The 23,763-nt window shown below is 45.8% G+C and carries 26 protein-coding genes and 1 tRNA gene; 12 read left to right on the forward strand and 15 right to left on the reverse strand.

The window, feature by feature from the left end:
• Positions 1–15 precede the first annotated feature (15 nt).
• From SD450_RS08660 to SD450_RS08715, 12 genes are all read right to left on the reverse strand, one after another.
• Positions 16–89, reverse strand: a tRNA-Thr gene (locus SD450_RS08660).
• Positions 90–191: 102 nt separating this feature from the next.
• Complete coding sequence (gene hpf, locus SD450_RS08665; RefSeq protein ID WP_318344177.1) at positions 192–494, reverse strand: ribosome hibernation-promoting factor, HPF/YfiA family; 303 nt, start codon at positions 492–494, stop codon at positions 192–194.
• A 56-nt stretch (positions 495–550) separates the two neighbouring features.
• Positions 551–1,441: a tyrosine-type recombinase/integrase gene (locus SD450_RS08670; RefSeq protein WP_318344178.1), complete on the reverse strand. Its 891-nt coding sequence runs from the start codon at positions 1,439–1,441 to the stop codon at positions 551–553.
• Positions 1,442–1,537: 96 nt separating this feature from the next.
• Positions 1,538–1,732: a 30S ribosomal protein S21 gene (gene rpsU, locus SD450_RS08675; RefSeq protein WP_072879609.1), complete on the reverse strand. Its 195-nt coding sequence runs from the start codon at positions 1,730–1,732 to the stop codon at positions 1,538–1,540.
• Positions 1,733–1,801: 69 nt separating this feature from the next.
• The gene (locus SD450_RS08680; protein ID WP_318344314.1) at positions 1,802–2,941 is read right to left on the reverse strand and encodes an acyl-CoA dehydrogenase family protein; all 1,140 of its coding nucleotides are present in this window, start codon (positions 2,939–2,941) and stop codon (positions 1,802–1,804) included.
• 37 nt (positions 2,942–2,978) lie between these two features.
• Entirely contained in the window at positions 2,979–3,821 is an 843-nt protein-coding gene (locus SD450_RS08685) for a ComEA family DNA-binding protein (RefSeq protein ID WP_318344179.1), read from the reverse strand.
• Between the two features lie 19 nt (positions 3,822–3,840).
• Positions 3,841–5,904, reverse strand: coding sequence for an amino acid carrier protein (locus SD450_RS08690; RefSeq protein ID WP_318344180.1), 2,064 nt, complete (start codon positions 5,902–5,904; stop codon positions 3,841–3,843).
• A gap of 206 nt (positions 5,905–6,110) precedes the next feature.
• Positions 6,111–6,338 (reverse strand): PspC domain-containing protein, encoded by a 228-nt coding sequence (locus SD450_RS08695; RefSeq protein WP_108424160.1) that lies wholly within the window; start codon positions 6,336–6,338, stop codon positions 6,111–6,113.
• A gap of 8 nt (positions 6,339–6,346) precedes the next feature.
• Entirely contained in the window at positions 6,347–7,627 is a 1,281-nt protein-coding gene (locus tag SD450_RS08700; RefSeq protein ID WP_318344181.1) for a DUF2851 family protein, read from the reverse strand.
• A 21-nt stretch (positions 7,628–7,648) separates the two neighbouring features.
• Positions 7,649–7,960, reverse strand: coding sequence for a rhodanese-like domain-containing protein (locus tag SD450_RS08705; protein WP_318344182.1), 312 nt, complete (start codon positions 7,958–7,960; stop codon positions 7,649–7,651).
• A gap of 83 nt (positions 7,961–8,043) precedes the next feature.
• Complete coding sequence (locus SD450_RS08710; protein ID WP_318344183.1) at positions 8,044–8,667, reverse strand: thioredoxin family protein; 624 nt, start codon at positions 8,665–8,667, stop codon at positions 8,044–8,046.
• 8 nt (positions 8,668–8,675) lie between these two features.
• Positions 8,676–9,218, reverse strand: a complete 543-nt coding sequence (locus SD450_RS08715) for a TlpA disulfide reductase family protein (RefSeq protein WP_318344184.1) — start codon at positions 9,216–9,218, stop codon at positions 8,676–8,678.
• 134 nt (positions 9,219–9,352) lie between these two features.
• On the opposite strand from SD450_RS08715, the gene SD450_RS08720 reads away from it, so the two are divergent.
• The 12 genes from SD450_RS08720 (at position 9,353) to SD450_RS08775 (ending at position 20,059) form a co-directional block, all read left to right on the forward strand.
• Entirely contained in the window at positions 9,353–9,799 is a 447-nt protein-coding gene (locus tag SD450_RS08720) for a MarR family winged helix-turn-helix transcriptional regulator (RefSeq protein WP_318344185.1), read from the forward strand.
• A gap of 5 nt (positions 9,800–9,804) precedes the next feature.
• A complete protein-coding gene (locus tag SD450_RS08725) occupies positions 9,805–10,437 on the forward strand; it encodes an NAD(P)H-dependent oxidoreductase (RefSeq protein WP_318344186.1) in 633 nt (210 codons plus the stop codon).
• 37 nt (positions 10,438–10,474) lie between these two features.
• Complete coding sequence (locus SD450_RS08730) at positions 10,475–11,047, forward strand: YceI family protein (RefSeq protein ID WP_318344187.1); 573 nt, start codon at positions 10,475–10,477, stop codon at positions 11,045–11,047.
• A 237-nt stretch (positions 11,048–11,284) separates the two neighbouring features.
• On the forward strand, positions 11,285–12,682 hold the full coding sequence (locus SD450_RS08735; RefSeq protein ID WP_318344188.1) for an anthranilate synthase component I family protein: 1,398 nt from the start codon (positions 11,285–11,287) through the stop codon (positions 12,680–12,682).
• Positions 12,683–12,684: 2 nt separating this feature from the next.
• On the forward strand, positions 12,685–13,251 hold the full coding sequence (locus SD450_RS08740) for an anthranilate synthase component II (protein ID WP_318344189.1): 567 nt from the start codon (positions 12,685–12,687) through the stop codon (positions 13,249–13,251).
• Positions 13,252–13,385: 134 nt separating this feature from the next.
• Positions 13,386–14,378 (forward strand): anthranilate phosphoribosyltransferase, encoded by a 993-nt coding sequence (gene trpD / locus SD450_RS08745; RefSeq protein ID WP_318344190.1) that lies wholly within the window; start codon positions 13,386–13,388, stop codon positions 14,376–14,378.
• 89 nt (positions 14,379–14,467) lie between these two features.
• Positions 14,468–14,830: a four helix bundle protein gene (locus tag SD450_RS08750; RefSeq protein ID WP_318344191.1), complete on the forward strand. Its 363-nt coding sequence runs from the start codon at positions 14,468–14,470 to the stop codon at positions 14,828–14,830.
• Positions 14,831–14,881: 51 nt separating this feature from the next.
• On the forward strand, positions 14,882–15,667 hold the full coding sequence (trpC, locus tag SD450_RS08755) for an indole-3-glycerol phosphate synthase TrpC (RefSeq protein WP_318344192.1): 786 nt from the start codon (positions 14,882–14,884) through the stop codon (positions 15,665–15,667).
• Positions 15,668–15,772: 105 nt separating this feature from the next.
• Complete coding sequence (locus SD450_RS08760) at positions 15,773–16,501, forward strand: phosphoribosylanthranilate isomerase (RefSeq protein WP_318344193.1); 729 nt, start codon at positions 15,773–15,775, stop codon at positions 16,499–16,501.
• Between the two features lie 2 nt (positions 16,502–16,503).
• Positions 16,504–17,685, forward strand: a complete 1,182-nt coding sequence (trpB, locus tag SD450_RS08765; protein ID WP_318344315.1) for a tryptophan synthase subunit beta — start codon at positions 16,504–16,506, stop codon at positions 17,683–17,685.
• A gap of 81 nt (positions 17,686–17,766) precedes the next feature.
• Entirely contained in the window at positions 17,767–18,528 is a 762-nt protein-coding gene (gene trpA / locus SD450_RS08770) for a tryptophan synthase subunit alpha (protein ID WP_318344194.1), read from the forward strand.
• A 34-nt stretch (positions 18,529–18,562) separates the two neighbouring features.
• Positions 18,563–20,059 (forward strand): M20/M25/M40 family metallo-hydrolase, encoded by a 1,497-nt coding sequence (locus SD450_RS08775; protein ID WP_318344195.1) that lies wholly within the window; start codon positions 18,563–18,565, stop codon positions 20,057–20,059.
• A 69-nt stretch (positions 20,060–20,128) separates the two neighbouring features.
• Here SD450_RS08775 and SD450_RS08780 read toward each other — a convergent pair whose 3' ends face one another.
• The 3 genes from SD450_RS08780 to SD450_RS08790 form a co-directional block, all read right to left on the reverse strand.
• On the reverse strand, positions 20,129–20,299 hold the full coding sequence (locus tag SD450_RS08780; protein WP_318344196.1) for a hypothetical protein: 171 nt from the start codon (positions 20,297–20,299) through the stop codon (positions 20,129–20,131).
• A 94-nt stretch (positions 20,300–20,393) separates the two neighbouring features.
• A complete protein-coding gene (locus SD450_RS08785) occupies positions 20,394–21,095 on the reverse strand; it encodes a uracil-DNA glycosylase family protein (protein ID WP_318344316.1) in 702 nt (233 codons plus the stop codon).
• An 11-nt stretch (positions 21,096–21,106) separates the two neighbouring features.
• A complete protein-coding gene (locus SD450_RS08790; protein WP_318344197.1) occupies positions 21,107–23,653 on the reverse strand; it encodes a phosphoenolpyruvate carboxylase in 2,547 nt (848 codons plus the stop codon).
• Positions 23,654–23,763 lie beyond the last annotated feature (110 nt).

Raw genomic sequence — 23,763 nt, forward strand, 5'->3', positions numbered from 1 at the left:
TTTCAGTAACTTACGAGCCGATAGAGGGATTCGAACCCACGACCCCGAGATTACAAATCACGTGCTCTAGCCAACTGAGCTATATCGGCATTTTGTACCTCTTTCGGTCACAAAAAAAGTCCGCTATTTCTAACGGACTGCAAATGTAGAGATATTTTCTTTTAATCAAAATAAAATTTCAAAAATTTTGATCAGGCCTTCGCCCTCAATTTCTCCTTTCGTTTGACCAACTGTCTTTCCAATGAACTACAGGCGGAATCCACTGCTTCCTCAAAGGACTTGCACTGTTTTTTCACCATAAATTTATCCCTGGGCACGGAAACCATGATTTCCACTATCTTGTTCTCTTTCGCACTAGTGTTGTCCACTTTCAAAAAGACATCTGAATCAATGACCCTGTCATAGAACAATTCCATCTTATCCATTCTTTTCTGGATAAAGTCGATGAGCTTACCATCAGCTACAAAATTTACCGATTGTGCATTTACCTTCATAGGACTTAGTTTTTAGTACTGCCAGCGGCAGCGGTGTTAAACAATACAAGAAAGGTCTATTTCTTGTTTCTGGGATGGGCCTTTTGATGAACTTTCTTCAGTTCGGCAATGCTATTGTGTGTGTACACCTGCGTGGATGCCAAACTTGAATGGCCCAATAATTCCTTGACCGAATTCAAATCCGCCCCCCGGTTCAGCAAGTGTGTTGCAAAGGTATGCCGCAGTATGTGCGGACTCTTTTTCACCTTGGGGGACACTAAACTAAAATACTTATTTATAATGCGATAAACAAGTGTTTCGTAAATTTTAAGACCGTTTTCTGTTAAAAAAAAGTAAGGGGAACCCATGCCATTTTCCACCTCGGTACGGCGTCCCAAATAGCCCTTTATGAGCTCCACCGTAGAGGGCAAAAGCGGAAGGATGCGCTCCTTGTTCCTTTTGCCTAGTACTTTTAGGGTGCCCCTGTTCAGGTCCACATCGTTCACTTTGAGGTTCACCATTTCCGTCCTTCGCATCCCGGATGTATATAACAGTTCTATGATGAGTTTGTCCCGTGTGCCCTCAAAGTCATCCGGGAAGGGTATTTCGGAAAGGATGGTGTCCATTTCACGCTCCGAGAAGGGCACTTCCACCTTCTTCTCGGTCTTGAGCGCCCGGTGCTTCACCAAAGGTGAAACGGTGACCTGCCCAACCTTCATCAAAAATTTGTAATAGGCCTGCAGGGAAGATATTTTTCTGTTGATGCTCCTATTGGACATTCCTCCATTGGACAGGGAAACGATCCAGTTACGGATCAGCGGGTATCCTATATCGGTTATGGAAGATGTATCGTGGTGTTCCTCACAAAAGGTGGAAAATTCAGCAATATCCCGCTCGTAGGCCTTTGTGGTGTGTGGCGAGTAGTTCTTCTCCAGTTTGAGATACGATATGAAAGCCGGTACGGACATACTCCAAAAATAGCGAAATCCGATTGGCCCTAGATATAAAACAAAAAAATCCCGTTCCAAAATGGAACGGGATGGTATATATTGTTCAGTTGAACCCTATACTTCTTCTTGGTCCCTAAGACCTTGAATATACTGCGCTTTCTGAATTTGAGCTCTACGCTCTACAGAAGGCTTGGTGAACTGCTGCCTGCTTCTCAACTGGCGCATGGTTCCCGTTTTGTCAAACTTTCGCTTGAAACGCTTCAGGGCTCTATCGATGTTCTCTCCTTCTTTAACTGGTATTATCAACATGGGCTACAACCTCCTTTCTTTTAGAATTTTGGAGTGCAAATATACATTTATTAATTTCTCCCGTGCAAATTACTTGAGAATATTTCTTGAGATCACCAGTTTTTGGATTTCGGTGGTTCCCTCACCTATGGTGCACAGCTTTGCATCTCGGTAAAACTTTTCCACCGGAAAGTCTTTCGTGTAGCCATACCCGCCATGGATCTGGACAGCCTCATTGGCCGCTTTCACACAGACTTCCGAAGCATACATCTTGGACATGGCACTCCATTTGGTCATGGGCCTGCCCTCGTTCTTGAGGAAAGCCGCTTTGTGCAAGAGCAGTTCCGAAGCCTCTATTTCCGTGGCCATATCCGCCAACTTGAAGGAAATGCCCTGGAACTCACATATCGGTTTTCCGAACTGTACCCGTTCCTTGGAATATTTCAAAGCGGCCTCGTAGGCCCCTTTGGCAATGCCCAACGACAAAGCTCCTATGGAAATGCGGCCACCGTCCAACACTTTCATGGACTGTACAAAGCCATCGCCCACTTCGCCCAAACGGTTGGCATCGGGAACCCTACAATCGGAAAAGATAAGTTCCGCCGTTTCACTGGCCCTCATGCCCAGTTTGTCTTCTTTTTTACCACTCGTAAAACCAGGAGTGCCTTTTTCTATCACAAAGGCCGTCATCCCGTGACTGTCCCCCTTCTCCCCTGTTCTGGCGATCACTACGGCGATATCTCCGCTCTTACCGTGGGTAATAAAGTTCTTGGCTCCGTTCAGCACCCAATGGTCTCCGTCCTTCACGGCCGTTGTGTTCATTCCACCTGCATCCGACCCTGTATTGTGTTCGGTAAGCCCCCAGGCACCAATCCATTCGGCACTGGCCAATTTTGGTATCCAACGGTGTTTTTGCTCCTCGTTGCCAAAAGACAGGATATGGTTGGTGCAGAGCGAATTGTGTGCCGCCACGGAAAGTCCAATGGAGGGGTCCACCTTGGAAATTTCCTCCAAAATGGCAATATATTCATGATAGCCCAATCCGGAACCTCCCAGTTCCTCTGGCACCAAAATTCCCATAAAGCCAAACTCCCCGGCCTTTTTGAAGACTTCCACGGGAAAGGTCTGTGCCTCGTCCCATTCCATCACATGGGGAAGAATGTATTGCTGGGCAAAATCCCGTGCAGATTCAGCTACCATTTTTTGGGTCTCTGAATAATCAAAGTTCATCATGGATATAGTTTCCGTAACCATTCGTGCAATTTTTTTATAGGGTCAAATATAGCTTAATTCTATCAATCCTTTCCTTTGGAAACGTCTTAACGTTTCTTAATTCGTCCAAAGTTGAAAAGGCTCCATTGCCTTCCCTATATGATACAATTTCCCTTGCCAGGTCACGATTGATGTACAGCAAAGCTGAAAGTTCCTCCGCCGAAGCCGTGTTGATGTTGACCTTGGTCACAGTTGGCGGGTCCAACACCTGAAAGCTGGCCAATGCCCTTTTTACGACTTCCGGCTCTAACCCGTACACATCATACAACTGCTCGTTCACCAAAAATCCGCCGAGCCTCTCCCTAAAATTGATGATCCTGTCCGATAGCTTTTCCCCGATGCCGTTCACCTGCATCAATTCTTCCTTGGTGGCAAGGTTCAGGTCCTTTGGCGCAACTACCTTCTCCATCTGGGGAGGTTTTACAGTTTCCCTTTGTCGCCATTCGGGGAATTTGAAATAGGGGGAGATGGTTTCCAGAAGAGAATCGGATATTTGGGTCACTTCTTGAAAATCCGCTGCGGAATTCACATATTTTCCCTGCTTCCGGAAAGCAAACAATCGGTCCAGTTCGTCCGTGGACAACCCAAGAACATATCCCTTGTAATCACTAATATAGTTGGGGTTGAAAGGAAGCAGTCTCAAAGAATCGCTTAGAACAACATTTCTCAAACTGTCCAATTGGGCCAAGGCCAAGACATCCTCGTTAAATTTTGGGCTACCACCAAAAGGTTTTGACTTAACAAAAAAATAAACTCCCTGTAGCAGTGCCACAAGAAGCAATAAAAAGAAAATCCCACTCCGTTCCTGTTTGTTGAACTTAAAGTGGGATAGTCTCATGATTATTTCAAGCCAATGCTTAGCTCTTCAATTTTTTGAAAAGCTGGTTGGATTTCAATTTTTGTACATAGCTGTCCAGATCTTTTCTTACCTCACCGGACATGATATACAATCCTATGATGTTCGGGAAGGACATGGCCAAGATCATCATATCGGAAAAATCCAATACGGCCCCCAAACTTACGGAAGCTCCCACGACCACAAACACCAAGAACAACATTTTATAGATCATTTCGGAACGTTTGCTCTTGCCGAACAGATACGTCCAAGCCCTCATTCCATAGTAGGACCATGAAATCATGGTGGAGAAGGCAAAAAGAAACACTGCCAAGGCCAATATGTAAGGGAACCAAGAAATCTGGCTTCCGAAGGCGTCAGATGTCAACTGGGCCCCTGCCATGCCTTCCACTTCGTGCATTCCGGTAAAGATCAATACCAATGCAGTCAGTGTACACACGACCACCGTGTCTATGAAAGGCTCCAACAAGGCCACAAAACCTTCGGATGGCGGATTGTTCGTTTTGGCCGTACTGTGGGCAATGGCTGCGGAACCGACCCCTGCCTCATTGGAAAAGGCTGCTCTTTGGAAACCGATGACCAATACGCCCAGAATTCCACCTTTCAACGCCGAAGGACTGAACGCTCCATCAACTATGGCGGAAAATGCCGGACCAATATTCTGTATGTTCATGATGATGACGGCAAGGGCCGCCACAATGTATATCGATGCCATGATGGGCACTATCTTGCCCGTTACCTTGGCAATGCTACTGATCCCACCGATGATGACCACTCCGACCAAAATTGCGGTAATGACACCAAACCAGAATCCGTTGCCCGCCAAAACGGGGAACTGCCCTGCCAATTGCTCAAAGGATTGGTTGGCCTGGAACATGTTCCCTCCTCCAAAAGAGGCACCGATGGCCAGCACGGCAAAAACACCTGCCAACACCTTTCCAAAGCCTTTCATGTTTCTTTTTTCAAGACCGTAGCGCAAATAATTCATCGGGCCACCGAACACACGGCCATCAGGCAATATGTCACGGTATTTGACCCCGAGGGTACACTCCACAAACTTGGAGGACATACCCAACAATCCACAAACGATCATCCAGAAAGTGGCCCCTGCACCTCCTAGGGATACTGCCACGGCAACTCCTGCGATGTTTCCAAGGCCCACGGTACCGGAAACGGCAGTGGCCAAAGCTTGGAAGTGGGTCACTTGCCCAGGTGCATCCGGGTCATCATATTTTCCTTTGGCCAAATCAATGGAGTGCCTAAACCCACGAATGTTGATAAAACCCATACGGATGGTGAAGAACAACGCTCCAAGTACCAACCATATCACGATAAACGGGATACCTTTTATAATGGGATCTCCATTGGGATGGATCATGGCAATAGGCTGCTCATACTCCACTTCCGCAAAATAATGCGCCCCTTGCTCGATGACATGTTCCTGGTTCTCGGAATTGTATATCACCTTTCCTTCCTTCACTTTGTGATGGAGTTTTCCCTTGGCGGTGGCCTTGATGGTGATGTCCCCGTTCTTGTTACTGGTGATGATGGCAATGTCATCCCCAACGGTAACATTTTGTCCATCGGCCTTGAGCCATTCCTTCATCACAAACTTGTCCTGGGTCTCGTTGCTCCAATCGGGCACCCCGATCAACTTGACATCTGCATAGGCCACAGGATCATAGATTCCGATGGCCGCAAAAGGGTCCCAAAAAAGAACAGACCCCAAAGCGCTTACTGCCGGGGTCATGGTTCCATTAAAAATTTCGGTGATCGACTCTGACTTGATCTCAAATTCCTTTGTCACGGAATTTCCGGCCGCGTCGGTCACCACAACACTATATGGTATCCCTTCCACAAGGCCTTGAGCCCTTTTCGAGGTCAGCGGTGTACTTTGGTTGCTCCATTTATAGGTATAAGGCTCAACCCCTCCGCTCACTTCAAGTTCTATGGCCCCATCATTGATGTTTTTGGAGACATTGTAGGTCTTGCCCTCAACGGTCAACTCCTGTGAAAAGCCCATGGACAGGGCGAAAAAAGACATTAGAGTAAGAAAATACTTCATATGTTGGTATTAGTTAGTTTTTGGTATGGTAAAGGCAGCAATATCCAAAAAAAATTTAACGCTATCAAATTTTATGTTTTTTTAACTATGCTATCTGGAAAATTTTGTATTAACATCAAAAACCAGATATTATTTCCTTGCCCTTGTAAGCACAAATGATGCCGGAATCTTGGTTAGAATAGGTAATACGATGGTTCTCAAAATGGTTAGAGATCAAAAACAGAAGTTCTTTTTGTATAGACCAAATCCTTGATGCGGAGCCAAAAGGCGATGAAAAGATAGAGTGCAAAACCAAAGCCCAAGGTCACAAAGGTCAGATAGATGAAACTGGTACGCACCACCCTGGCACGGATGCCCAATCGCTCGGCTATGCGCCTACAGACCTCGAAGCCCCGTTTCTGGAAATAATAGAGGGTGTTATAGAACAAAGACATGCTCAAAATTAGGTATTTCTGTTCAATAATTGGGTGCCCAAACTGCACTGCAGACATTTATTCTTGGCGCAATAATTTGTGTACAGTTCCAATTGGGCCTGGGTTTCCAAAGCATTCTTGGCCTTTGCCCCCAGTCTTTCAAAATTTCCAATGATGGAGTTGCTTTCTTTTTCCACTTCTGCCACCAAGATGAGCAGTTCTTCGTTCCAATCTTTCCCCAATTGCTTGCCATAGCAGAACTTGAGCGGCACAAGGGTATTGATGACCAAAAGGTCGATGAATTTTTTCGAAAGTTTCTTTGCACTTTTCCGGGATGTCTTCCCAAAGGTAAAATGGTCATGCCAATACGGGCTGGCCCCCACATCAAAAATGCGATGGACATCCTTCAAGGAAAGGCTGGTCATCAGTTCTGAGAATAGGCCCTGCCTACCATGGTACAGGTGGGCCAATTGCGAAACCCGAAGGGTGGGAAAATTGGGCGGCCGGAGACCAAAAAATTCAGGTTTCCCTGTTCGAATGGGCAAATCGTATTTTCTGGAGAGGTAATTGTACTCCTTTTGGAGCTGTAGGTAATATGCATCCGTACAATCCTTCTCATCCAGAAGCCCAAAATGTCCGAACAGCAAGCTTTCCATTTGAAAAGGTTCGTTGCCGGTCTTTCTGACAATGGAAAAATCCAATTGTTGTGCCCGTTCCAAAAAGAAGGGACCGTTCACCTTGGATCCAAAATTCTTGGCCAACATCATAAAGAGGACCGCTTCCCAATCGTTGTTCGACTTTTTCAACAGGTCGAGTATAAGTTCGGATTTGTGTTCCAACCGTTCGATGTACAATCGGTGCAACCAACTTTCGACCAAAAAAGGATCGATGGTCCCAAAATCCTTTTCACAATTGATGAAGCCGGGCTTGGAGTTTTCCATAAGCTCCCTGTAAGCCACCAGAAGTTGCTCCGGCACATATCGGCCCAGCTCCAAGGCGGGAATCTGGGAACCGTCCTTCCTAAAAACGGCAACGTCATCTTCCCAAACCACATGGAGGATGACGCTGTCATAATTTTCATCTGTTTCATGGTGGTGTGCATACCAATCGGATGATTTGATGTGCATTTCCACATTGCCTGCCCAAAGCTGGCCATTGATCTCCACTTGGGCATTGAAAAAGTCGGGACCTGCATAGGGATTTTGGGTTCCTGCGGCCTTGATGGCCACATTCCCGTTGTTCCCAGCGCATAGCCCATTCTTTGGAAGCTTGTTGTGCCTCCAAATAAAATGTAGTAGGTCTTCTCGCATCGATTTGGGATGAATGGAGGTCTACTCTGCCACTTCGCCTTCCCAGTTCATAAAGCCGCCTTCCAGGTTGTATGCATTTTCTATTCCTATACTGTTCATGATGGCACAGGCCTGCCCACTTCGGTTGCCCGATCTACAATACACATAATAGTTTTTGGACTTGTCCAGTTTTTCCAGTTCATCCAGAAACTTCTGCCCCAAATAGATATCGATGTTGGTGGCTCCGGGGATATACCCTTCTTCCACTTCCTCGGGGGTACGCACATCCAATATGAAGGCGTTATCATCATTTTCGAGCTGCTCCGCCCATTCCTCTTGTGATAGATCTGACATAGTATGCTGTTTTTATCTCTTGCAAAAATAAAAATCCGAAGCGTTACTCCGGATTTTCAGGTGTTTTATTTTGAACCGTCCCTTTACTTGATACCCCATCCGATGGCTTTTGTGGAGCTGGGATCTATTTCTTTTCCGGCCAACATCGCATCCACCGCGTTTTCCACAAACTTTTCATCCACCTGCGATGCATCTTGGTAATTGTCATCGATGGCACCGATGTAGCGCACCACATTTCCTTTCTGTGTCTTTTCCAACAAGAATACATGAGGGGTTTTGGTGGCCCCGTATTGTGGATATACTTTTTGTCCCTCATCGTGAAGATAGGGGTAGGCAAATCCTTTTTCCCTGGCCCTTTCCTGCATTTCGGCAAAACCATCCCCTGATTTCGTATTGGGGTTGATGGCAATCACAGGCACACCTTGTGACTTGTATTTCTTGTCCAATGCGATGATACGATCTTCATAGGCCTTCGCATACGGGCAGGTATTACAGGTAAAAATGACCAAAAAGCCCTTGGCATTGGCATAGTCGGACAAAGATACCATCTTGCCATCCACATTTTTCAGTGTAAAATCCGCGGCAATATCGCCTATTCCATAACCATCGTCCACAATGTGGTCTTTGGCAGCACTTATTCCCATGGCAAACGATGCTCCAAAAATGAGCAGCAATGCGAAAAATCCGAATATCCGTTTTGTTTTCATAGTCGTCTTTATTTGGTGAATTTGTTCAATGCTTCGTTGAGCTCCTCATACGTAAAGCCCTTTTCAAAAAATTGTCGTTTCTCCTTATTATATATTAAGGTAGCGGGAATGCCACCGCCCCACTCTTTGTCCACTTTGGGAATCCACTCATTTTGTTTGGGGTCGTCCAAGATCACCACTTCCGATCGTATCCTTTTATTTTTTACATAAGGCTCCAATCGCGATTTCCACATATGCGGCATATCAAGGCTTACGAGTATCACTTTGACTTTATTTTCCTTTTGCTCCTCCCTGATGCGCTCAAAATGGGGAAGTTCCTCCAAGCAAGGTTTGCACCAAGTGGCCCAAAAATTGATGATGTAGGTCTGATCATCTTCTTTATGGAGCAACGGCTCCAGCCCTTCAAAATCATAGACGGCAAAGGCGACCTTTTCTTCATTTTGGGATTCCACGGCAACTTCTTGGTTGTCAGCCACATCTTTTGGCTTTTTACCATCCCCACATCCCACCATCAGGGTCACCATCAAAAATAAAACCAATAACCTATTCATTTACTGTCATTTACAACTATAAAATTAACCAATGGGCCATCCCTTCAATTCCTTTTAACAAAAATTTATCTGTTAAAAGTAAGGTACAAACCAAAAGATCGACATATATTTGTATATACAAATATTGTTTGTACATGAATGTGGAGGAAATCATAAAGACAAACCAAAAGTTGCCCTTGGAAACCAGGACCATCATCCACATGGCTTTGGTCCAAAACAAGAACAACGAAGCCTTTGCCAATGCGTTGAAACCTTTTGAGATTTCCATGCAGCAGTTCAATGTGCTTCGGATCTTGAGGGGCCAACAGGGCAAACCCGCCAATCTTTCCACTCTGAACGAGCGGATGGTGGCCAAAATGAGCAACACGACCCGCTTGGTGGACAAACTTTTGGCTAAAGGTTTTGTGGACCGATCGGTTTGCCCATCGAACAGGCGAAAGGTAGAGATCGTGATCACCGCATCGGGTCTGGAGTCTCTTTCAAAAATGGACAAAGCCGTTGCTGAAGCGGAGAACGATCTTGTGAAAAATTTCAGCAAAGAGGAATTGGAACAATTAAATCACCTATTGGATAAATTTTAAATATAATGAACAGCGTATTAGAACATAGAACCTGGCGTTATGCCACCAAAAAATTCGACGCCACCAAAAAAGTGTCGGACCAAGATTTGGAAACCCTTTTGGAAGCGACCCGTTTGAGTGCTTCTTCCTACGGATTGCAACCTTATCACATTTTTGTGATTTCGGACCAAGAGACCAAAGAAAAATTGAGGCCTGCCTCATGGGGGCAGTCGCAGATCACAGATGCATCCCACATCATCGTCTTTGCCAATGCCAAAGATTTTGGAGAGGAACTGGTGGATGATTTCATTGAAAACACCAGCTCCACCAGAAACATCCCTGCCGAAAACCTTAAGGGATACTCGGATTTCATGAAGTCAAAATTGGTTTCGCTTCCCCTTGATGCCAAGGACACTTGGACCGCCAAGCAAGCGTACATTGCCTTTGGCAACCTGATGCAGGCCGCTGCCGAACTGAAAATAGACACCTGCCCCATGGAAGGATTTGAGCCCGAAAAGTACAATGAGATCTTGGGGCTGGAAGAGAAGAACCTTAATGCCGCGGTGGTACTGGCCATTGGGTACCGCTCCGAGAAAGATGCCACCCAACATCTCCCCAAAGTGAGAAAATCGAAAGAAGAATTATTTACCCTTATATAAATCCATAACTATTAAAAACAGAAATTTTAAAACAATCATGAAAAAGACAATCTTAAGTTTGACCTTGATCACCATTTTTGGAGCATCTGCAGTTGCAAATCCAATCGAAAAAGAAACCAAAGAAGTGAAGACTTCCGAAAGCACCGTAACCTGGAAGGGCTACAAAGTAGGTGGGTCGCACACAGGCACCATTTCCCTCCAATCAGGAGCTTTGCAGTTTGACGGCGAAAAATTGGTAGGTGGTGAATTTGTAGTGGACATGACCAGCATCAACACTACCGACTTGGAAGGTGACTACAAAAACAAATTGGACGGTCACTTGGGCTCTGATGATTTCTTCGGAATTGAAGCCCACCCAACTGCAAAATTGGTGTTCACCAAAGTGAAGTCAAACGGTAAAAACTCGTATGCGGTCACTGGTGACCTTACCATCAAAGGCATTACCAAACCCGTGACCTTTGATGTTTCCGTGTATGGGGACAAAGCCACTGCTTCTTTGAAAGTGGACCGAACCAACTACAATGTGAAGTACGGTTCTGGGATCATTGGTACCGCAAAGGACAAACTGATCTATGACGAATTTGATTTGGTAGTTGATCTACAGATGTAATCAGCTCCGGTTTAGTGTGTGAAAATCCCGTCCAGGAAATTCTTGGGCGGGATTTTGATTTTACACAAAACAATGTTTGCCCGTTAAAAATTCATTCCTATATTTGAGGCAATGAAAAACAACATAGCAAATAACTGGTGGTGGATGAACTTACGGAAAACGTCGTGAGCTAAGTCCCCATTATAACCATACAAGAGGCTTGTCATCACGACAGGCCTTTTTCTTTTTTTGGACCCTATGAAATACAATTTAGAAACACATTACAAAAAAATCTTGGCCGATACCATTACCCCGGTGAGTGTCTATCTCAAGATCAGGGACAAGTTCCCGAACAGCATTTTGCTGGAAAGTAGCGACTACCATGCCAACGACAACAGCTTCTCATACATCTGCTGCAATCCCATTGCCTACATCAAAGTGGAGCAAGAGACCATCACGCAACAATTCCCTGATGGCAAAAAAGAAGAAACAGCCATTGATTCCAATACCGATGTGACCGAGGTCATCCACAACTTCGCCAAGCGATTTTCGGTAAGTCAAAACGGCTTTAAGTTTATCTACAATGGCCTGTTTGGTTATATGGCCTACGATGCGGTCCGATATTTTGAGGATGTGGAGATTTCAAAAAAAGAGGATTCCGTCAACATCCCCGACATCTATTATGCGGTGTACCAGAACATCATTGCCATCAACCATTTCAAGAACGAGGCCTATCTGTTCGCACACTGCTACGGTTCGGAGAGCAATGTGGACGAGATAGAACAACTTTTCAATGTCCGCACTTTTTCTTCCTATAATTTCAATAAGGAAGGGGAACCCAAATCCAATTTGAAGGACGAAGAGTATATGGAGCATGTGGAACTCGCCAAAAAGCACTGTCAGCGTGGCGATGTGTTCCAATTGGTGCTTTCCCGAAGGTTCACCCAAAAGTTCAAAGGGGATGAATTCAATGTGTACCGTGCGCTACGTTCCATCAACCCCTCCCCTTACCTGTTCTATTTTGATTACGGTAACTTCAAGATTTTTGGAAGCTCGCCCGAGGCGCAATTGGTCGTAAAGGAAGGCAAAGCGGAGATCCATCCGATTGCCGGCACCTACAAACGTACCGGGAATGATGAAAAGGATGCCGAACTTGCCAAAAAACTGGCCCAGGACGATAAGGAAAACAGCGAACACGTGATGTTGGTAGATCTGGCCCGAAACGACCTCAGCCGAAATGGCAACACCGTGAACGTGGAAACCTACCGAGAAGTGCAATACTTCTCGCATGTGATCCATTTGGTGTCCAAAGTGACCGGGCAAAAAAAGAAGGACATCAGTACCATGAAAGTGGTGGCTGACACCTTCCCTGCCGGAACCTTGAGCGGTGCACCCAAACATATGGCCATGCAACTCATAGAAAAATATGAAAAAACCAGCCGATCCTATTATGGTGGTGCCATCGGGTTCATGGATTTTGAGGGCAACTTTAACCACGCCATCATGATCCGGACCTTTTTGAGCAAAAACCACGAACTGCACTATCAGGCAGGGGCCGGATTGGTGGCCGCATCCAAGGCCGAGGACGAACTACAGGAAACCTATAACAAACTGGGCGCTTTGAACAAGGCCCTTGAAATTGCCGAAACGATCTGACCATGGGAAGAAAGATTTTAATGATAGACAATTACGATAGCTTCACCTATAATTTGGTGCACTATCTGGAAGATTTGGATTGTGAGGTCACTGTAAAACGGAACGACCAGCTCACTTTGGACGAAGTGGAGCCGTTTGAATATATTGTTTTGTCCCCTGGGCCGGGCATTCCCGATGAAGCCGGACTGTTGAAGGACATCATCAAAAAATATGCTCCCACCAAACGCATTTTTGGCGTCTGCCTGGGACTTCAGGCCATTGGCGAAGTTTTTGGCGGAACTTTGATAAACCTCGACAAGGTGTACCATGGAGTGGCCACTACCATCACCGTGACCAAGGACGACCCCATTTTCAAGGGATTGCCCAAAAATCTTCAGGTGGGAAGATATCACTCTTGGGTGGTGGATACTAATGTGCCCGAAGTATTGGAAATTACCTCAGTGGATGAAAACGGACAGATCATGTCGCTTCGTCATAAAGAATATGATGTCACTGCAGTACAATTCCACCCGGAATCTGTCTTGACACCTGAGGGAAAACAAATGCTTAAAAATTGGCTGGATAGCTAGCAATATGTAATTCCTGCGGTACCCTGAGCGTAGTCGATGGGAAAGCAGGAATCCAAACATACAATTTGAATAAAATGATTCCACATCATGCTTCGACTCCGCTCAGCATCCATGTGAAAAGACAAAACACAGAAATGAAAGAGACATTAAACAAACTGATCAATCACGAAATACTGCCCAAGGAAGAGGCCAAACAGGTATTGGTGAACATTGCAAAAGGCGATTACAACCCCTCGCAAATAGCCGCATTCCTTACCGTGTACATGATGCGGAGTGTCACCATTGAAGAACTCGAAGGTTTTCGTGATGCCCTTTTGGACCTTTGCTTGGCGGTGGACCTATCCGATTACAATCCCATTGACCTATGTGGCACCGGAGGAGATGGTAAGGACACCTTCAACATTTCCACTTTGGCATCATTTGTAACGGCCGGGGCAGGAATTCCCGTGACCAAACACGGCAACTATGGGGTTTCCTCCAAATGTGGTAGCAGCAATGTGATGGAATTTTTGGGCATCAAATTCAGTAATGATGCTGATTTTCTGAAAAAGTCAATCGACGAAGCAGGTATTTGTGTGTTGCACGCCCCCCTCTTCCACCCTGCCATGAAGAATGTGGGGCCCATCCGAAGGGAACTGGCTGTAAAGACCTTTTTCAATATGTTGGGGCCGATGGTAAATCCTGCTTTTCCCAAAAATCAGATGGTGGGCGTGTTCAATTTGGAATTGGCCCGAATGTATGGCTACCTATATCAAAATACTGACAAAAAATTCACGGTTTTGCACGCCTTGGACGGTTATGATGAAATCTCGTTGACGGGCGACACCAAGACCATTTCTAACAACTCCGAGGCCATGTTGACCCCAGCTGATTTTGGCGTTTCCAAGATTTCACAGGCTGAAATAACAGGTGGTGAGGACATTTCGGAGTCGGCCCAAATATTCTTGGATGTATTGCATGGAAAAGGTACCGAGGCCCAAAACAATGTCGTCTGTGCCAATGCAGGCATTGCCATTGCCACTGTGAAGGGCATCACCCCAAAAGAAGGTTTTGAAAAGGCCAAGGAATCCCTTTTGAGTGGAAAAGGATTGGAGGCGTTGAAGAAGTTACAATCTTTGTCCCAATAGGTCGGGAGTCAGAAGTCGGAAGTCGGGAGTCGGGAGTTTGAACTCGAATCAGGGGTTGATTAACAAAAATGAATATCATTCAACTGTCTATGATAGAATCAAAATTTAAGTTCGAAAAAATCATTGTTTGGCAAAAAGCCATGGATTATGGCGAAGTCATCAATGAAATAACACAACTTTTTCCAAAAGAGGAAATATATAATCTCAGTTCTCAACTAAGAAGAGCAGTTGACTCCATTGCATTAAATATTTCCGAGGGTTCAACAGGACAGACCAATCCCGAATTTAAAAAATTCATTGGTTACGCCATTCGGTCCTTGGCCGAAGTTGTCACCTGTTTACATAAAGCCAAAAGAAGAAAATATATCCCAACCGAAAGCTTTGATACCCTATATGAAGAAGCATTCAATCTAATGAATATGATGGTCGCCTTTCGAAAAAACATCCAATGACAACAATGAACTTCCGACTTCGGACTTCCGGCTTCGGACAATGATTAAAAAATGAACATACTAGACAAAATAGTAGCCGATAAACGCAAAGAGGTCGATTTGAAAAAATCCTTGATCACCATTTCCCAACTGGAAGCTTCGGTGATGATGGAACATACTTCGGCTTCCTTGGCGGCACTTTTGCGAAAAAGCAATACGGGCATCATTGCCGAACACAAGAGACGATCTCCGTCCAAATCGGTCATCAACCAAAACTTGAACGTGCAGGATGTGGCCAAGGGCTATGCAGATGCTGGCGTTTGTGGTATGTCCGTTTTGACGGACGGAAAATATTTCGGTGGCTCGTTGGACGATTTGGTTCTGGCGCGGGCGGCCGTGAACATCCCGCTATTGCGAAAAGAATTCATCATAGATGAATACCAGATTGTGGAGGCCAAAGCCTATGGGGCCGATGTGATTTTGTTGATTGCCGCCATTTTGTCCCGCGAGGAAATCAAGACGCTTTCCGAATTGGCCAAAAGCTTGGGCTTGGATGTGTTGTTGGAAGTCCACAACGAAGAGGAACTCCAGAAATCCATCATGCCCAGTCTGGATATGTTGGGGGTGAACAACAGAAATTTGAAAACCTTCGAGGTGAGTTTGGATACCAGTAAATCTCTTTCGGAACAGATTCCTGATGATTTTGTAAAAGTGTCCGAAAGTGGCATCAGTACCATTGGGGCCATTCAGGAGTTGAAGGAATTTGGGTACCAAGGATTTTTGATCGGGGAGAATTTCATGAAGACGGATGATCCTGGTGCCAGTGCAAAAACATTTATTGATGAACTGAATAAATAGGGTCATTTCGAGTGGTCTACCGAAGGTAAATTGTATCGAGAAGCAATCGGTCTCGATACATTTTGAAACAAGTTTCAAAACACTCGACCTGACAAAATAGAAGCTATGAAACTAAAAGTTTGCGGCATGCACCATAACCCTGTCGAGGTTGCCCAACTGCAACCCGATTATTTGGGCTTTATCTTTTGGGAACCTTCTTCACGCTATTTTGAGGGAGCAATGCCTCAATTGCCAAAATCCATCAAAAAAGTGGGCGTATTTGTGGATGCTCCTTTGGATGAAGTGTTGGAAAAAGTGAACCAATACGGATTGGATGCCGTGCAACTTCACGGCAAGGAAAGTCCTGAATTCTGCAAAACATTAAAGGACAACTTTCTGTCATTTCGAGCGCAGTCGAGAAAAAAGAAAGTTGTTCCGCGTGATGAGGTCTTCACGAAAGCTTTCGGGACGCTCGACCTGACAACTTTGGAAATCATCAAAGTGTTTTTCATCAAAGATGATTTTGATTTTTCGGTCTTGAAGGATTTTGAAAATGTTTGTGATTATTTCCTGTTTGACACCAAAGGAAAATTGCCCGGAGGTAATGGGTACACTTTCGATTGGTCCGTTTTGGAACACTATCCATCCACCAAACCCTTTTTTTTAAGCGGGGGAATTGGATTGGATTCCGTGGAGAAACTAAAGGAATTTATGAACAGTCCGGCTTCACGATATTGCTTCGCTCTAGATGTGAACAGCAAATTCGAGATTGAACCGGGGCTAAAAAATATAACGTCATTGAAAACATTTATCAATGAACTCACTGACGATTTACAACTTAAAACTGACAACTGATGATGAGTTATCACGCTGATGAACGAGGCTATTACGGGGAATTTGGAGGGGCTTTCATCCCCGAAATGCTGTATCCCAATTGTGAGGAGCTTCGGCAGAATTACCTCCAGATCATGGCGGAACCTTCCTTTCAGGAAGAATTCCATCAATTGCTGAAAGATTATGTGGGCCGACCCACACCTTTGTATTTTGCCGAACGCCTATCCAAAAAGTACAACACCAAAATTTACCTCAAACGTGAAGATCTTTGCCACACCGGGGCGCACAAGGTCAACAATACGATTGGTCAGATTTTGATGGCCAAACGATTGGGTAAACACCGCATCATTGCAGAGACCGGTGCCGGTCAGCATGGTGTGGCCACGGCCACCGTTTGTGCCCTGATGGGAATTGAGTGCGTGGTGTATATGGGCGAAATCGACATTGCCCGCCAAGCGCCCAATGTGGCCCGTATGAAAATGTTGGGTGCAGAGGTTCGACCCGCCACTTCGGGCAGTAAAACCCTTAAGGATGCCACTAACGAGGCCATCCGTGATTGGATCAACAACCCTGTGGACACGCATTACATTATCGGTTCGGTAGTTGGTCCACACCCCTACCCTGATATGGTGGCCCGATTTCAATCGGTCATTTCAGAAGAAGTAAAATCCCAGTTATTGGAAAAAGAAGGTCGCGAAAATCCAGATTTTGTCGTAGCCTGCGTAGGTGGCGGCAGTAACGCTGCTGGGGCTTTCCATCATTTTCTGAACACTCCCGAAGTGGGGATTATTGCTGTGGAAGCAGCAGGAAAAGGTATCCATTCCGGGGAAAGTGCCGCAACTTCCGCTTTGGGCAAGGTAGGGATCATTCATGGAAGCAAAACCTTGTTGATGCAGACCCCCGACGGACAGATTACGGAACCCTACTCCATTTCCGCTGGGTTGGATTACCCTGGTGTGGGACCCTTACATGCGCATTTGTACACTTCGGGTCGGGGCGAATTCATTTCCATCACCGATGATGAGGCCATGAAAGCCGGATTGGACCTTTGCAAATTGGAAGGCATCATTCCTGCCATCGAATCCTCCCATGCTTTGGCCATTTTTAAGGGCCGGAAGTTTAAAGAAGATGACGTGGTGGTAGTGAACCTTTCTGGTCGAGGGGACAAGGATCTTCAGAATTATATTGATTATTTTAATTTATAACTGTCCCCTTGAGGGGACTTCAGGGGTGTTTTCACATCCCCCGTACCCCCTTCAAAGGGGGATTAGACACAACATATCATGATGAACAGAATCAAACAAAAACTTCAGGAGGACAAAAAAATCCTCTCCATATATTTTACAGCCGGTTACCCTTCATTGAACGACACGGTAAAAATCATCCAAGATTTGGAAAAAAGTGGGGTGGACCTCATCGAGATCGGATTGCCGTTCAGTGATCCCTTGGCTGATGGACCTACCATCCAGGAAAGCTCCACGGCCGCCCTTAAAAATGGGATGACCACCACCCTGCTGTTTGAGCAATTGAAAGATATCCGTAAAACGGTTTCCATTCCCTTGATCTTGATGGGCTATTTCAATCCTGTTTTGCAATATGGCGTGGAAGCGTTTTGCCAAAAATGTGAGGACATTGGCATTGATGGGCTCATTCTTCCGGATCTACCCCTTGATGTGTATCAGGAGGAATATGAAACCATCTTCAAAAAACACGGCTTGATCAATGTGTTTTTGATCACTCCCCAGACCAGTGATGCCCGCATCAAGGCCATTGATGATGCTTCCGAAGGCTTTATTTATATGGTGAGTTCTGCCAGTACCACAGGGGCCAAGGAGGGTTTTGGAAAGGAGCAATCTGCTTATTTTGAACGTATTGCAGCAATGAACCTGAAAAATCCACAGATTGTCGGGTTTGGGATCAGCAATGCACAGACTTTTCAACAAACAACGTCAAAAGCCAAGGGAGCCATCATCGGTTCGGCCTTCATCAAACATTTAACACAATATGGGGTGGATGGAATCGATGCTTTTGTGGGTCAAATTCGTTAAATTTCAGGTCTGAAAATCAACCCTGATCGATTTCATGAAAAAAACAATTTCCGCAGTTTCCCTGTTCCTGACGTTTTCCCTTTTTGCCCAAGACGATGTGGCCATAAAATCCCAAGTGGCCAACACCATACAAGAGCTCCAAGAATTCATCGCCATCCCGAATGACGCCCTAAAGCCGGACGATATCGATAGAAATATCATGTGGCTGAAACGCAAGTTCGGTGAACGCAATTTCAATACGGCCGTTTTGGAGACGGAAAACCTGCCCCTGTTCTTTGCGGCCACCCCGGTGGACAACGAAAAACCCACGGTCTTGATCTATATGCACTTGGATGGGCAATCGGTGGATCCTAGCAAATGGGACCAGCCGGACCCCTACAAAATGGTGCTGAAAATGCCCGAAGGGGATGGTTTCAAAACTGTTTCCTTTGATGAACTGGGGGACGATATCAATTACGATTGGCGTTTGTTCGGCCGCTCCACTTCGGATGACAAATCTCCCATCGTGACCTTGTTGAACACCTTCGACCTGTTAAAGAAAGATGGAAAAGAAATCCCGTTCAATGTAAAGGTGATTTTGGATAGCGAAGAGGAAAAGAGCAGCAAACCTTTGCCCAAGGCCGTGAAACAGTACCGTGAACTGTTGGAAGCCGATTTTCTGATGATCGTGGACGGCCCCGTGCATGCCACTGGCGCACCGACCATCGTTTATGGTTGTAGGGGCATCACCACGCTTTCCCTGACCACTTATGGCCCCATCAAACCACAGCACAGTGGGCATTATGGAAACTATGCCCCTAATCCCGGCTTCCAATTGGCCCAATTGCTGGCCAGCATGAAGGATACCGATGGCAAAGTGACCATTCCTGGTTATTATGATGGCATTACCCTTGACGATTCCACCAAGGAAATATTGAAAAGTGTTCCGGACAGCGATGAAGAGATTGCCGAAAAGTTGCAATTCCAGTCAGCGGAAAAAGTGGGCGGTTTTTACCAAGAAGCTTTGCAATATCCCTCCTTGAACATCCGTGGGCTTGGCTCAGGATGGATTGGGGAAAAGGCCAGGACCATTGTTCCCGAGAGCGCCACGGCCGAACTGGACCTTCGTCTGGTAGTGGAAAGCGATGGAAACCGCTTGAAAAAATTGGTGAAGGACCATATTGCCCAACAAGGTTTCAAAGTATTGGACCACGAACCCTCCAAAGAAGAACGCATGCAGTTTGACAAAATAGTCACCGCCAAAGAAGGGAGCGTCACCGATGCGTTCCGCACGGAACTGGACAACCCTTATGGCCAATTCTTGGTTGAGACCTTGAAAAACACCTTTGGTTCCAATGTGGTACAGATACGCACCATGGGAGGAACGGTGCCCATTGCCCCGTTCATCAATGAACTGAAGATTCCGGCCTTTATCGTCCCGATGGTCAACCCCGACAACAACCAACACAGTCCGAACGAAAATGTAAAGATTGGCCAGTTGGCCTATGGCATCAAGATGTTCTATGGTATTCTATCCACTCCAAAAAGCTGACATCAGATACTTGAAAAGATAAAAAGGCCCCTATAAATAGGGGCCTTTTTATGGGAACTTGTAAAAGAACTAATTTTTATTTTGCTGGCCAGGGGCATATGCCCTTGCACTCTTTGCACCAGTGATTTTTTTCGCCTGTCCTGGGGGAACACCATTTTTGTTGGCATGATAGTTCGCCGAACATGAAGCCATAAGTGCTACTGCGAAAAGAACTCCAATAATTTTATGGATTGCTTTCATTTTCTCGAATTTTAGGTTTTGTGATTTCAGTATATACGCAGAAAGAGACTTAAAATTGTCTTAACCGAATCGTAAAAGTTCCAAAAATTCCAGTTTACTGGTCACTTTCAAAAAAAGCACTGTACTGCATCACCCTGAAATCCAACGTATTGAATTCCGGATTTATAGCCTTGAGATCTTTGTAGGCCTGTAAACTCCCCACAGCGCGGTTGGCAGCACCCGAAGGGGCGGTCAGGGATATGGTTTTGATGGTTCGATGCTTCTCGACTCCGCTCGAAGTGACAGGTAACTCGAATTGATGGATCCGTGGTACTTCATCATTCACCACATCCAATTTCAGGTTATGTTCCTTCAACAGTTTCCGAAAGAAATATTCCGGGCCGTTCTTGCTGTTGCCCCCCATAAAGAGAACTGTATGGATGTTCCCATAATTTTTCAGATACCCGACCAAATCCCGAAGCTCCACATTTTGCATCCCCAGATCGGAGGCATCGATTTTGGTACGTTCGGCACTGGCAACAATATCACAAACCCCGATCTTGTGCTTCCGGAGGAATGTTTCCCGCTGTGATATGGCCTCAAATGTGGTCTCGTACTTCAATCCCAGATCAAAGATGCGATCCAGAATGGGCCAGAGCATGCCATTGCAACTCCCATAGCAAAAATCGACATCTTCCTTCATGAGATCACCCGTAGTGAAACGGGGTGGTGGCAAGGTTCCCACAATCAATTTGGTGGCCTCAGGGAATAAAAAAGGTTCGTAGGGGTGTGTATGTTTGAATGGTTTATCCACCAGCCTTTTTTGTCCTACGCCGAATTCCTACTAGCGTTGATGTTCCCGTACAGAGAACGCGTCACTATCTTTTCGTACAGTTCCTTGAATTCCGAATCCTGGGTGATGTGGTATAGGGCGTTCTGCTGGATCACCAACAGCGGCAACACTATTTTTTCCCTGATCTTTACGGATTCCCGGGATACCTCCTCGTCTTCCATCAAGATCTTGAGTCCTGAAATCTGGAGGAGCATTTTCTTAGAAAGTTGGAACTCTTGATGGAGAATGTGCCAAAACTCCCCAAATTCAGGATCGTCCTTCATGTAACTGGTGAGGTTGAAGTTGGTCTTGGCCAAGGACATCATACTGTTGTGCATCAGTGCCCTGAAAAAGGGAACTTCCTTGTATAGCTTCTTGACCTCATTGAGCCTTCCTTCGTCCTTGAGTTGCTGAATGGCCGTCCCTAGACCAAAATATCCGGGCACATTCTGTTTCAACTGGCTCCAGGATCCCACAAAGGAGATGGCCCTAAGGTCCGACAGGGTCAGCTTTGCCTTGTTGCCCCTCTTGCCCGGCCTACTGCCAATGTTCGCTTTGGTGTAATATTTCAAGGTACTGCGGTGCTCCAAGTACGGAATGAACTTTTCATGCTGCTTCAGGGCATCGTATTTATCAAAGCTCAGATCCGAAAGTTCCTCGATCAATTTTCGCTGCGCAGCGGTTATGACAAGCTCCTTCCCAAAGATATTGTTGCTGAGCCCAGCGGTGAGCAACTGTTCGGAGTTGTGCTTGAACTGTTCCTTGGTACCATAGGTACTGGTTATGGTCTGCCCTTGTATGGTCAATTGGATCTCATGATTGGCCACATCCTTGGTCTGGGCGGCATAGAACCTGTGGGTCTTGCCCCCTCCCCTTGCCGGTGGTCCTCCCCTTCCGTCAAAGAAAATAGCCTTGATCCCGTTCTTCTTGCAGACCTTGCTCAGTGTTTCCTTGGTCTTCAATATGGACCAGTTGGCCTTCAAATAGCCCCCATCCTTGGTACCATCGGAAAATCCGAGCATGATGGTGTGCATTTCGTTTCGTTTCTCCAGATGCTTTCGATACTGTGGAATGTCAAAAAGGGTCTGCATGACTTCTTCGGACACTTCCATCCCTTTCATGGTCTCAAAAAGGGGAACAATATCGAAGGTAATGTCCTTCTCGTCCCAACCACACCATCTGAACAGTCCAAAAACGAACAATACCGCAAAAATATCCTCGGAGTTACTGATGATGTACCGATTGCATCCATCTTCCCCGTTCGTTTTCTGTATTTCCCGTAGCTGTTGGATATTGGCAATGGTATCCTTCACGATTTCGTCATCAAAATCCGCAGCATCCAACTTCAGGTTCTTTTGGAGCAACCATTTTACCAAATCCTTTTCCTTGAGTTCTTCCAAGTTCTCCTTGATGGCACCTTCCTTCTTCAATACCGTTTCCACCACCAATTTGTGTTTGCTATGGTCCTGACGGATATCCAAAGTGGCAAAATGGGTCTTGAAGATGTGCACCTTGTCAGTGAAACTATCCAAAAGGTCCAAGTACAGACCGTGGTAATCTGCGATTAATTTCTCCCTGATGACCTCCAGATGCCCAATGATCTCCGCGTAGGTGATAGGAACCGTCGGGTCGAACATTGCCTTGTAGAGTTTGTCGCTCAGCTCGGTAAGGTCGTCCTGCATTCCCTTGAAGGTGAGTTTTTTTCGAAGTTCCTTCAACTCATTGTAATAACATTTCATTAAAGTGAGCCTCAGTTCATCGGCCACTTTGCGGGTAATGTCCGCCGTCACAAAAGGATTTCCATCACGGTCACCACCGGGCCAAAAACCCAGTTTGATGATATTGTAATTCTCAAAATCCTCATCCTTGATGTTGCTCTTCACATATTGGTACAACTCCCCAACGGCATTGTAGTAGGTGTTTCGGAGGATATAGATGATGTTCTTGGCTTCGTCCAAAGGGGTCGGCTTTTTGGCATTGATCAATGAGGTGAGTCCCAACTGCTGAAGGGTCACATCAATGTCATAGATCCTGTCCTCGTCTATGAGCGAACGCAACTCGGCGATGATGTCCAGAACAGCGGGGGTATAAAATTGTGTTGGGTGCGCCGTCAAAACGATCCGCGCACTGAAGGTGGACAGTTTTTTGGAAACCTTATCCCAATTCTTGGTGCGGTTCACCAATTCAAAATAATCCTTGATGGTGAGCGAGTTACTGTATTTTTGGAGTTGGGGAAAGGCAGAATCCTCCACACTGTCGTAAAGTACCACTTGGCGCTCCACATACTGTATGATGCGGAACATGAAATCCAGACGTTCCCTTTCGTCCTTGATGTTGGCGAAGTTGGTGAAAAAAACCTCCAAAATCTCTTTGGGGTCCTTGCCTTCCCTTAGTCCCCTTTCGCACTGATCGAGCAAAACGGGAATGAGGATCCCCACATTTTCAATATTCTTATACGGCAAGCTCAAGAAAAGGCTATTGTATATATTGAACTTGTTGGTGACCGACTTTTTGAACTCTTCTAACCGTCTGGACTGCTGCATGGATTTTTCGGTGTTAGTGTTTGTATGTTGAACGATGTCCCCAAAGATCGTGATTATGGCGCAACCTTTGGGGCAAATTTGAATGTATCACAATTTAGGGCATGTGTCCC

The sequence above is a fragment of the Flagellimonas baculiformis genome (assembly GCF_033441575.1).
GTDB lineage: Bacteria > Bacteroidota > Bacteroidia > Flavobacteriales > Flavobacteriaceae > Flagellimonas > Flagellimonas baculiformis.

Coding starts and splice junctions, on each gene's coding strand:
- SD450_RS08735 (WP_318344188.1), top strand. CDS start 11,285: ATGAAATACAATTTAGAAACACATTACAAAAAAATCTTGGCCGATACC.
- SD450_RS08695 (WP_108424160.1), bottom strand. CDS start 6,338: ATGTCTTTGTTCTATAACACCCTCTATTATTTCCAGAAACGGGGCTTC.
- SD450_RS08705 (WP_318344182.1), bottom strand. CDS start 7,960: ATGTCAGATCTATCACAAGAGGAATGGGCGGAGCAGCTCGAAAATGAT.
- trpB (WP_318344315.1), top strand. CDS start 16,504: ATGAGTTATCACGCTGATGAACGAGGCTATTACGGGGAATTTGGAGGG.
- SD450_RS08710 (WP_318344183.1), bottom strand. CDS start 8,667: ATGAAAACAAAACGGATATTCGGATTTTTCGCATTGCTGCTCATTTTT.
- SD450_RS08775 (WP_318344195.1), top strand. CDS start 18,563: ATGAAAAAAACAATTTCCGCAGTTTCCCTGTTCCTGACGTTTTCCCTT.
- SD450_RS08700 (WP_318344181.1), bottom strand. CDS start 7,627: ATGCGAGAAGACCTACTACATTTTATTTGGAGGCACAACAAGCTTCCA.
- SD450_RS08670 (WP_318344178.1), bottom strand. CDS start 1,441: ATGTCCGTACCGGCTTTCATATCGTATCTCAAACTGGAGAAGAACTAC.
- SD450_RS08685 (WP_318344179.1), bottom strand. CDS start 3,821: ATGAGACTATCCCACTTTAAGTTCAACAAACAGGAACGGAGTGGGATT.
- rpsU (WP_072879609.1), bottom strand. CDS start 1,732: ATGTTGATAATACCAGTTAAAGAAGGAGAGAACATCGATAGAGCCCTG.
- SD450_RS08680 (WP_318344314.1), bottom strand. CDS start 2,941: ATGAACTTTGATTATTCAGAGACCCAAAAAATGGTAGCTGAATCTGCA.
- SD450_RS08715 (WP_318344184.1), bottom strand. CDS start 9,218: ATGAATAGGTTATTGGTTTTATTTTTGATGGTGACCCTGATGGTGGGA.
- SD450_RS08760 (WP_318344193.1), top strand. CDS start 15,773: ATGAAACTAAAAGTTTGCGGCATGCACCATAACCCTGTCGAGGTTGCC.
- SD450_RS08690 (WP_318344180.1), bottom strand. CDS start 5,904: ATGAAGTATTTTCTTACTCTAATGTCTTTTTTCGCCCTGTCCATGGGC.
- SD450_RS08725 (WP_318344186.1), top strand. CDS start 9,805: ATGAACAGCGTATTAGAACATAGAACCTGGCGTTATGCCACCAAAAAA.
- trpC (WP_318344192.1), top strand. CDS start 14,882: ATGAACATACTAGACAAAATAGTAGCCGATAAACGCAAAGAGGTCGAT.
- trpA (WP_318344194.1), top strand. CDS start 17,767: ATGAACAGAATCAAACAAAAACTTCAGGAGGACAAAAAAATCCTCTCC.
- SD450_RS08750 (WP_318344191.1), top strand. CDS start 14,468: ATGATAGAATCAAAATTTAAGTTCGAAAAAATCATTGTTTGGCAAAAA.
- SD450_RS08730 (WP_318344187.1), top strand. CDS start 10,475: ATGAAAAAGACAATCTTAAGTTTGACCTTGATCACCATTTTTGGAGCA.
- SD450_RS08720 (WP_318344185.1), top strand. CDS start 9,353: ATGAATGTGGAGGAAATCATAAAGACAAACCAAAAGTTGCCCTTGGAA.
- hpf (WP_318344177.1), bottom strand. CDS start 494: ATGAAGGTAAATGCACAATCGGTAAATTTTGTAGCTGATGGTAAGCTC.
- SD450_RS08790 (WP_318344197.1), bottom strand. CDS start 23,653: ATGCAGCAGTCCAGACGGTTAGAAGAGTTCAAAAAGTCGGTCACCAAC.
- SD450_RS08780 (WP_318344196.1), bottom strand. CDS start 20,299: ATGAAAGCAATCCATAAAATTATTGGAGTTCTTTTCGCAGTAGCACTT.
- trpD (WP_318344190.1), top strand. CDS start 13,386: ATGAAAGAGACATTAAACAAACTGATCAATCACGAAATACTGCCCAAG.
- SD450_RS08740 (WP_318344189.1), top strand. CDS start 12,685: ATGGGAAGAAAGATTTTAATGATAGACAATTACGATAGCTTCACCTAT.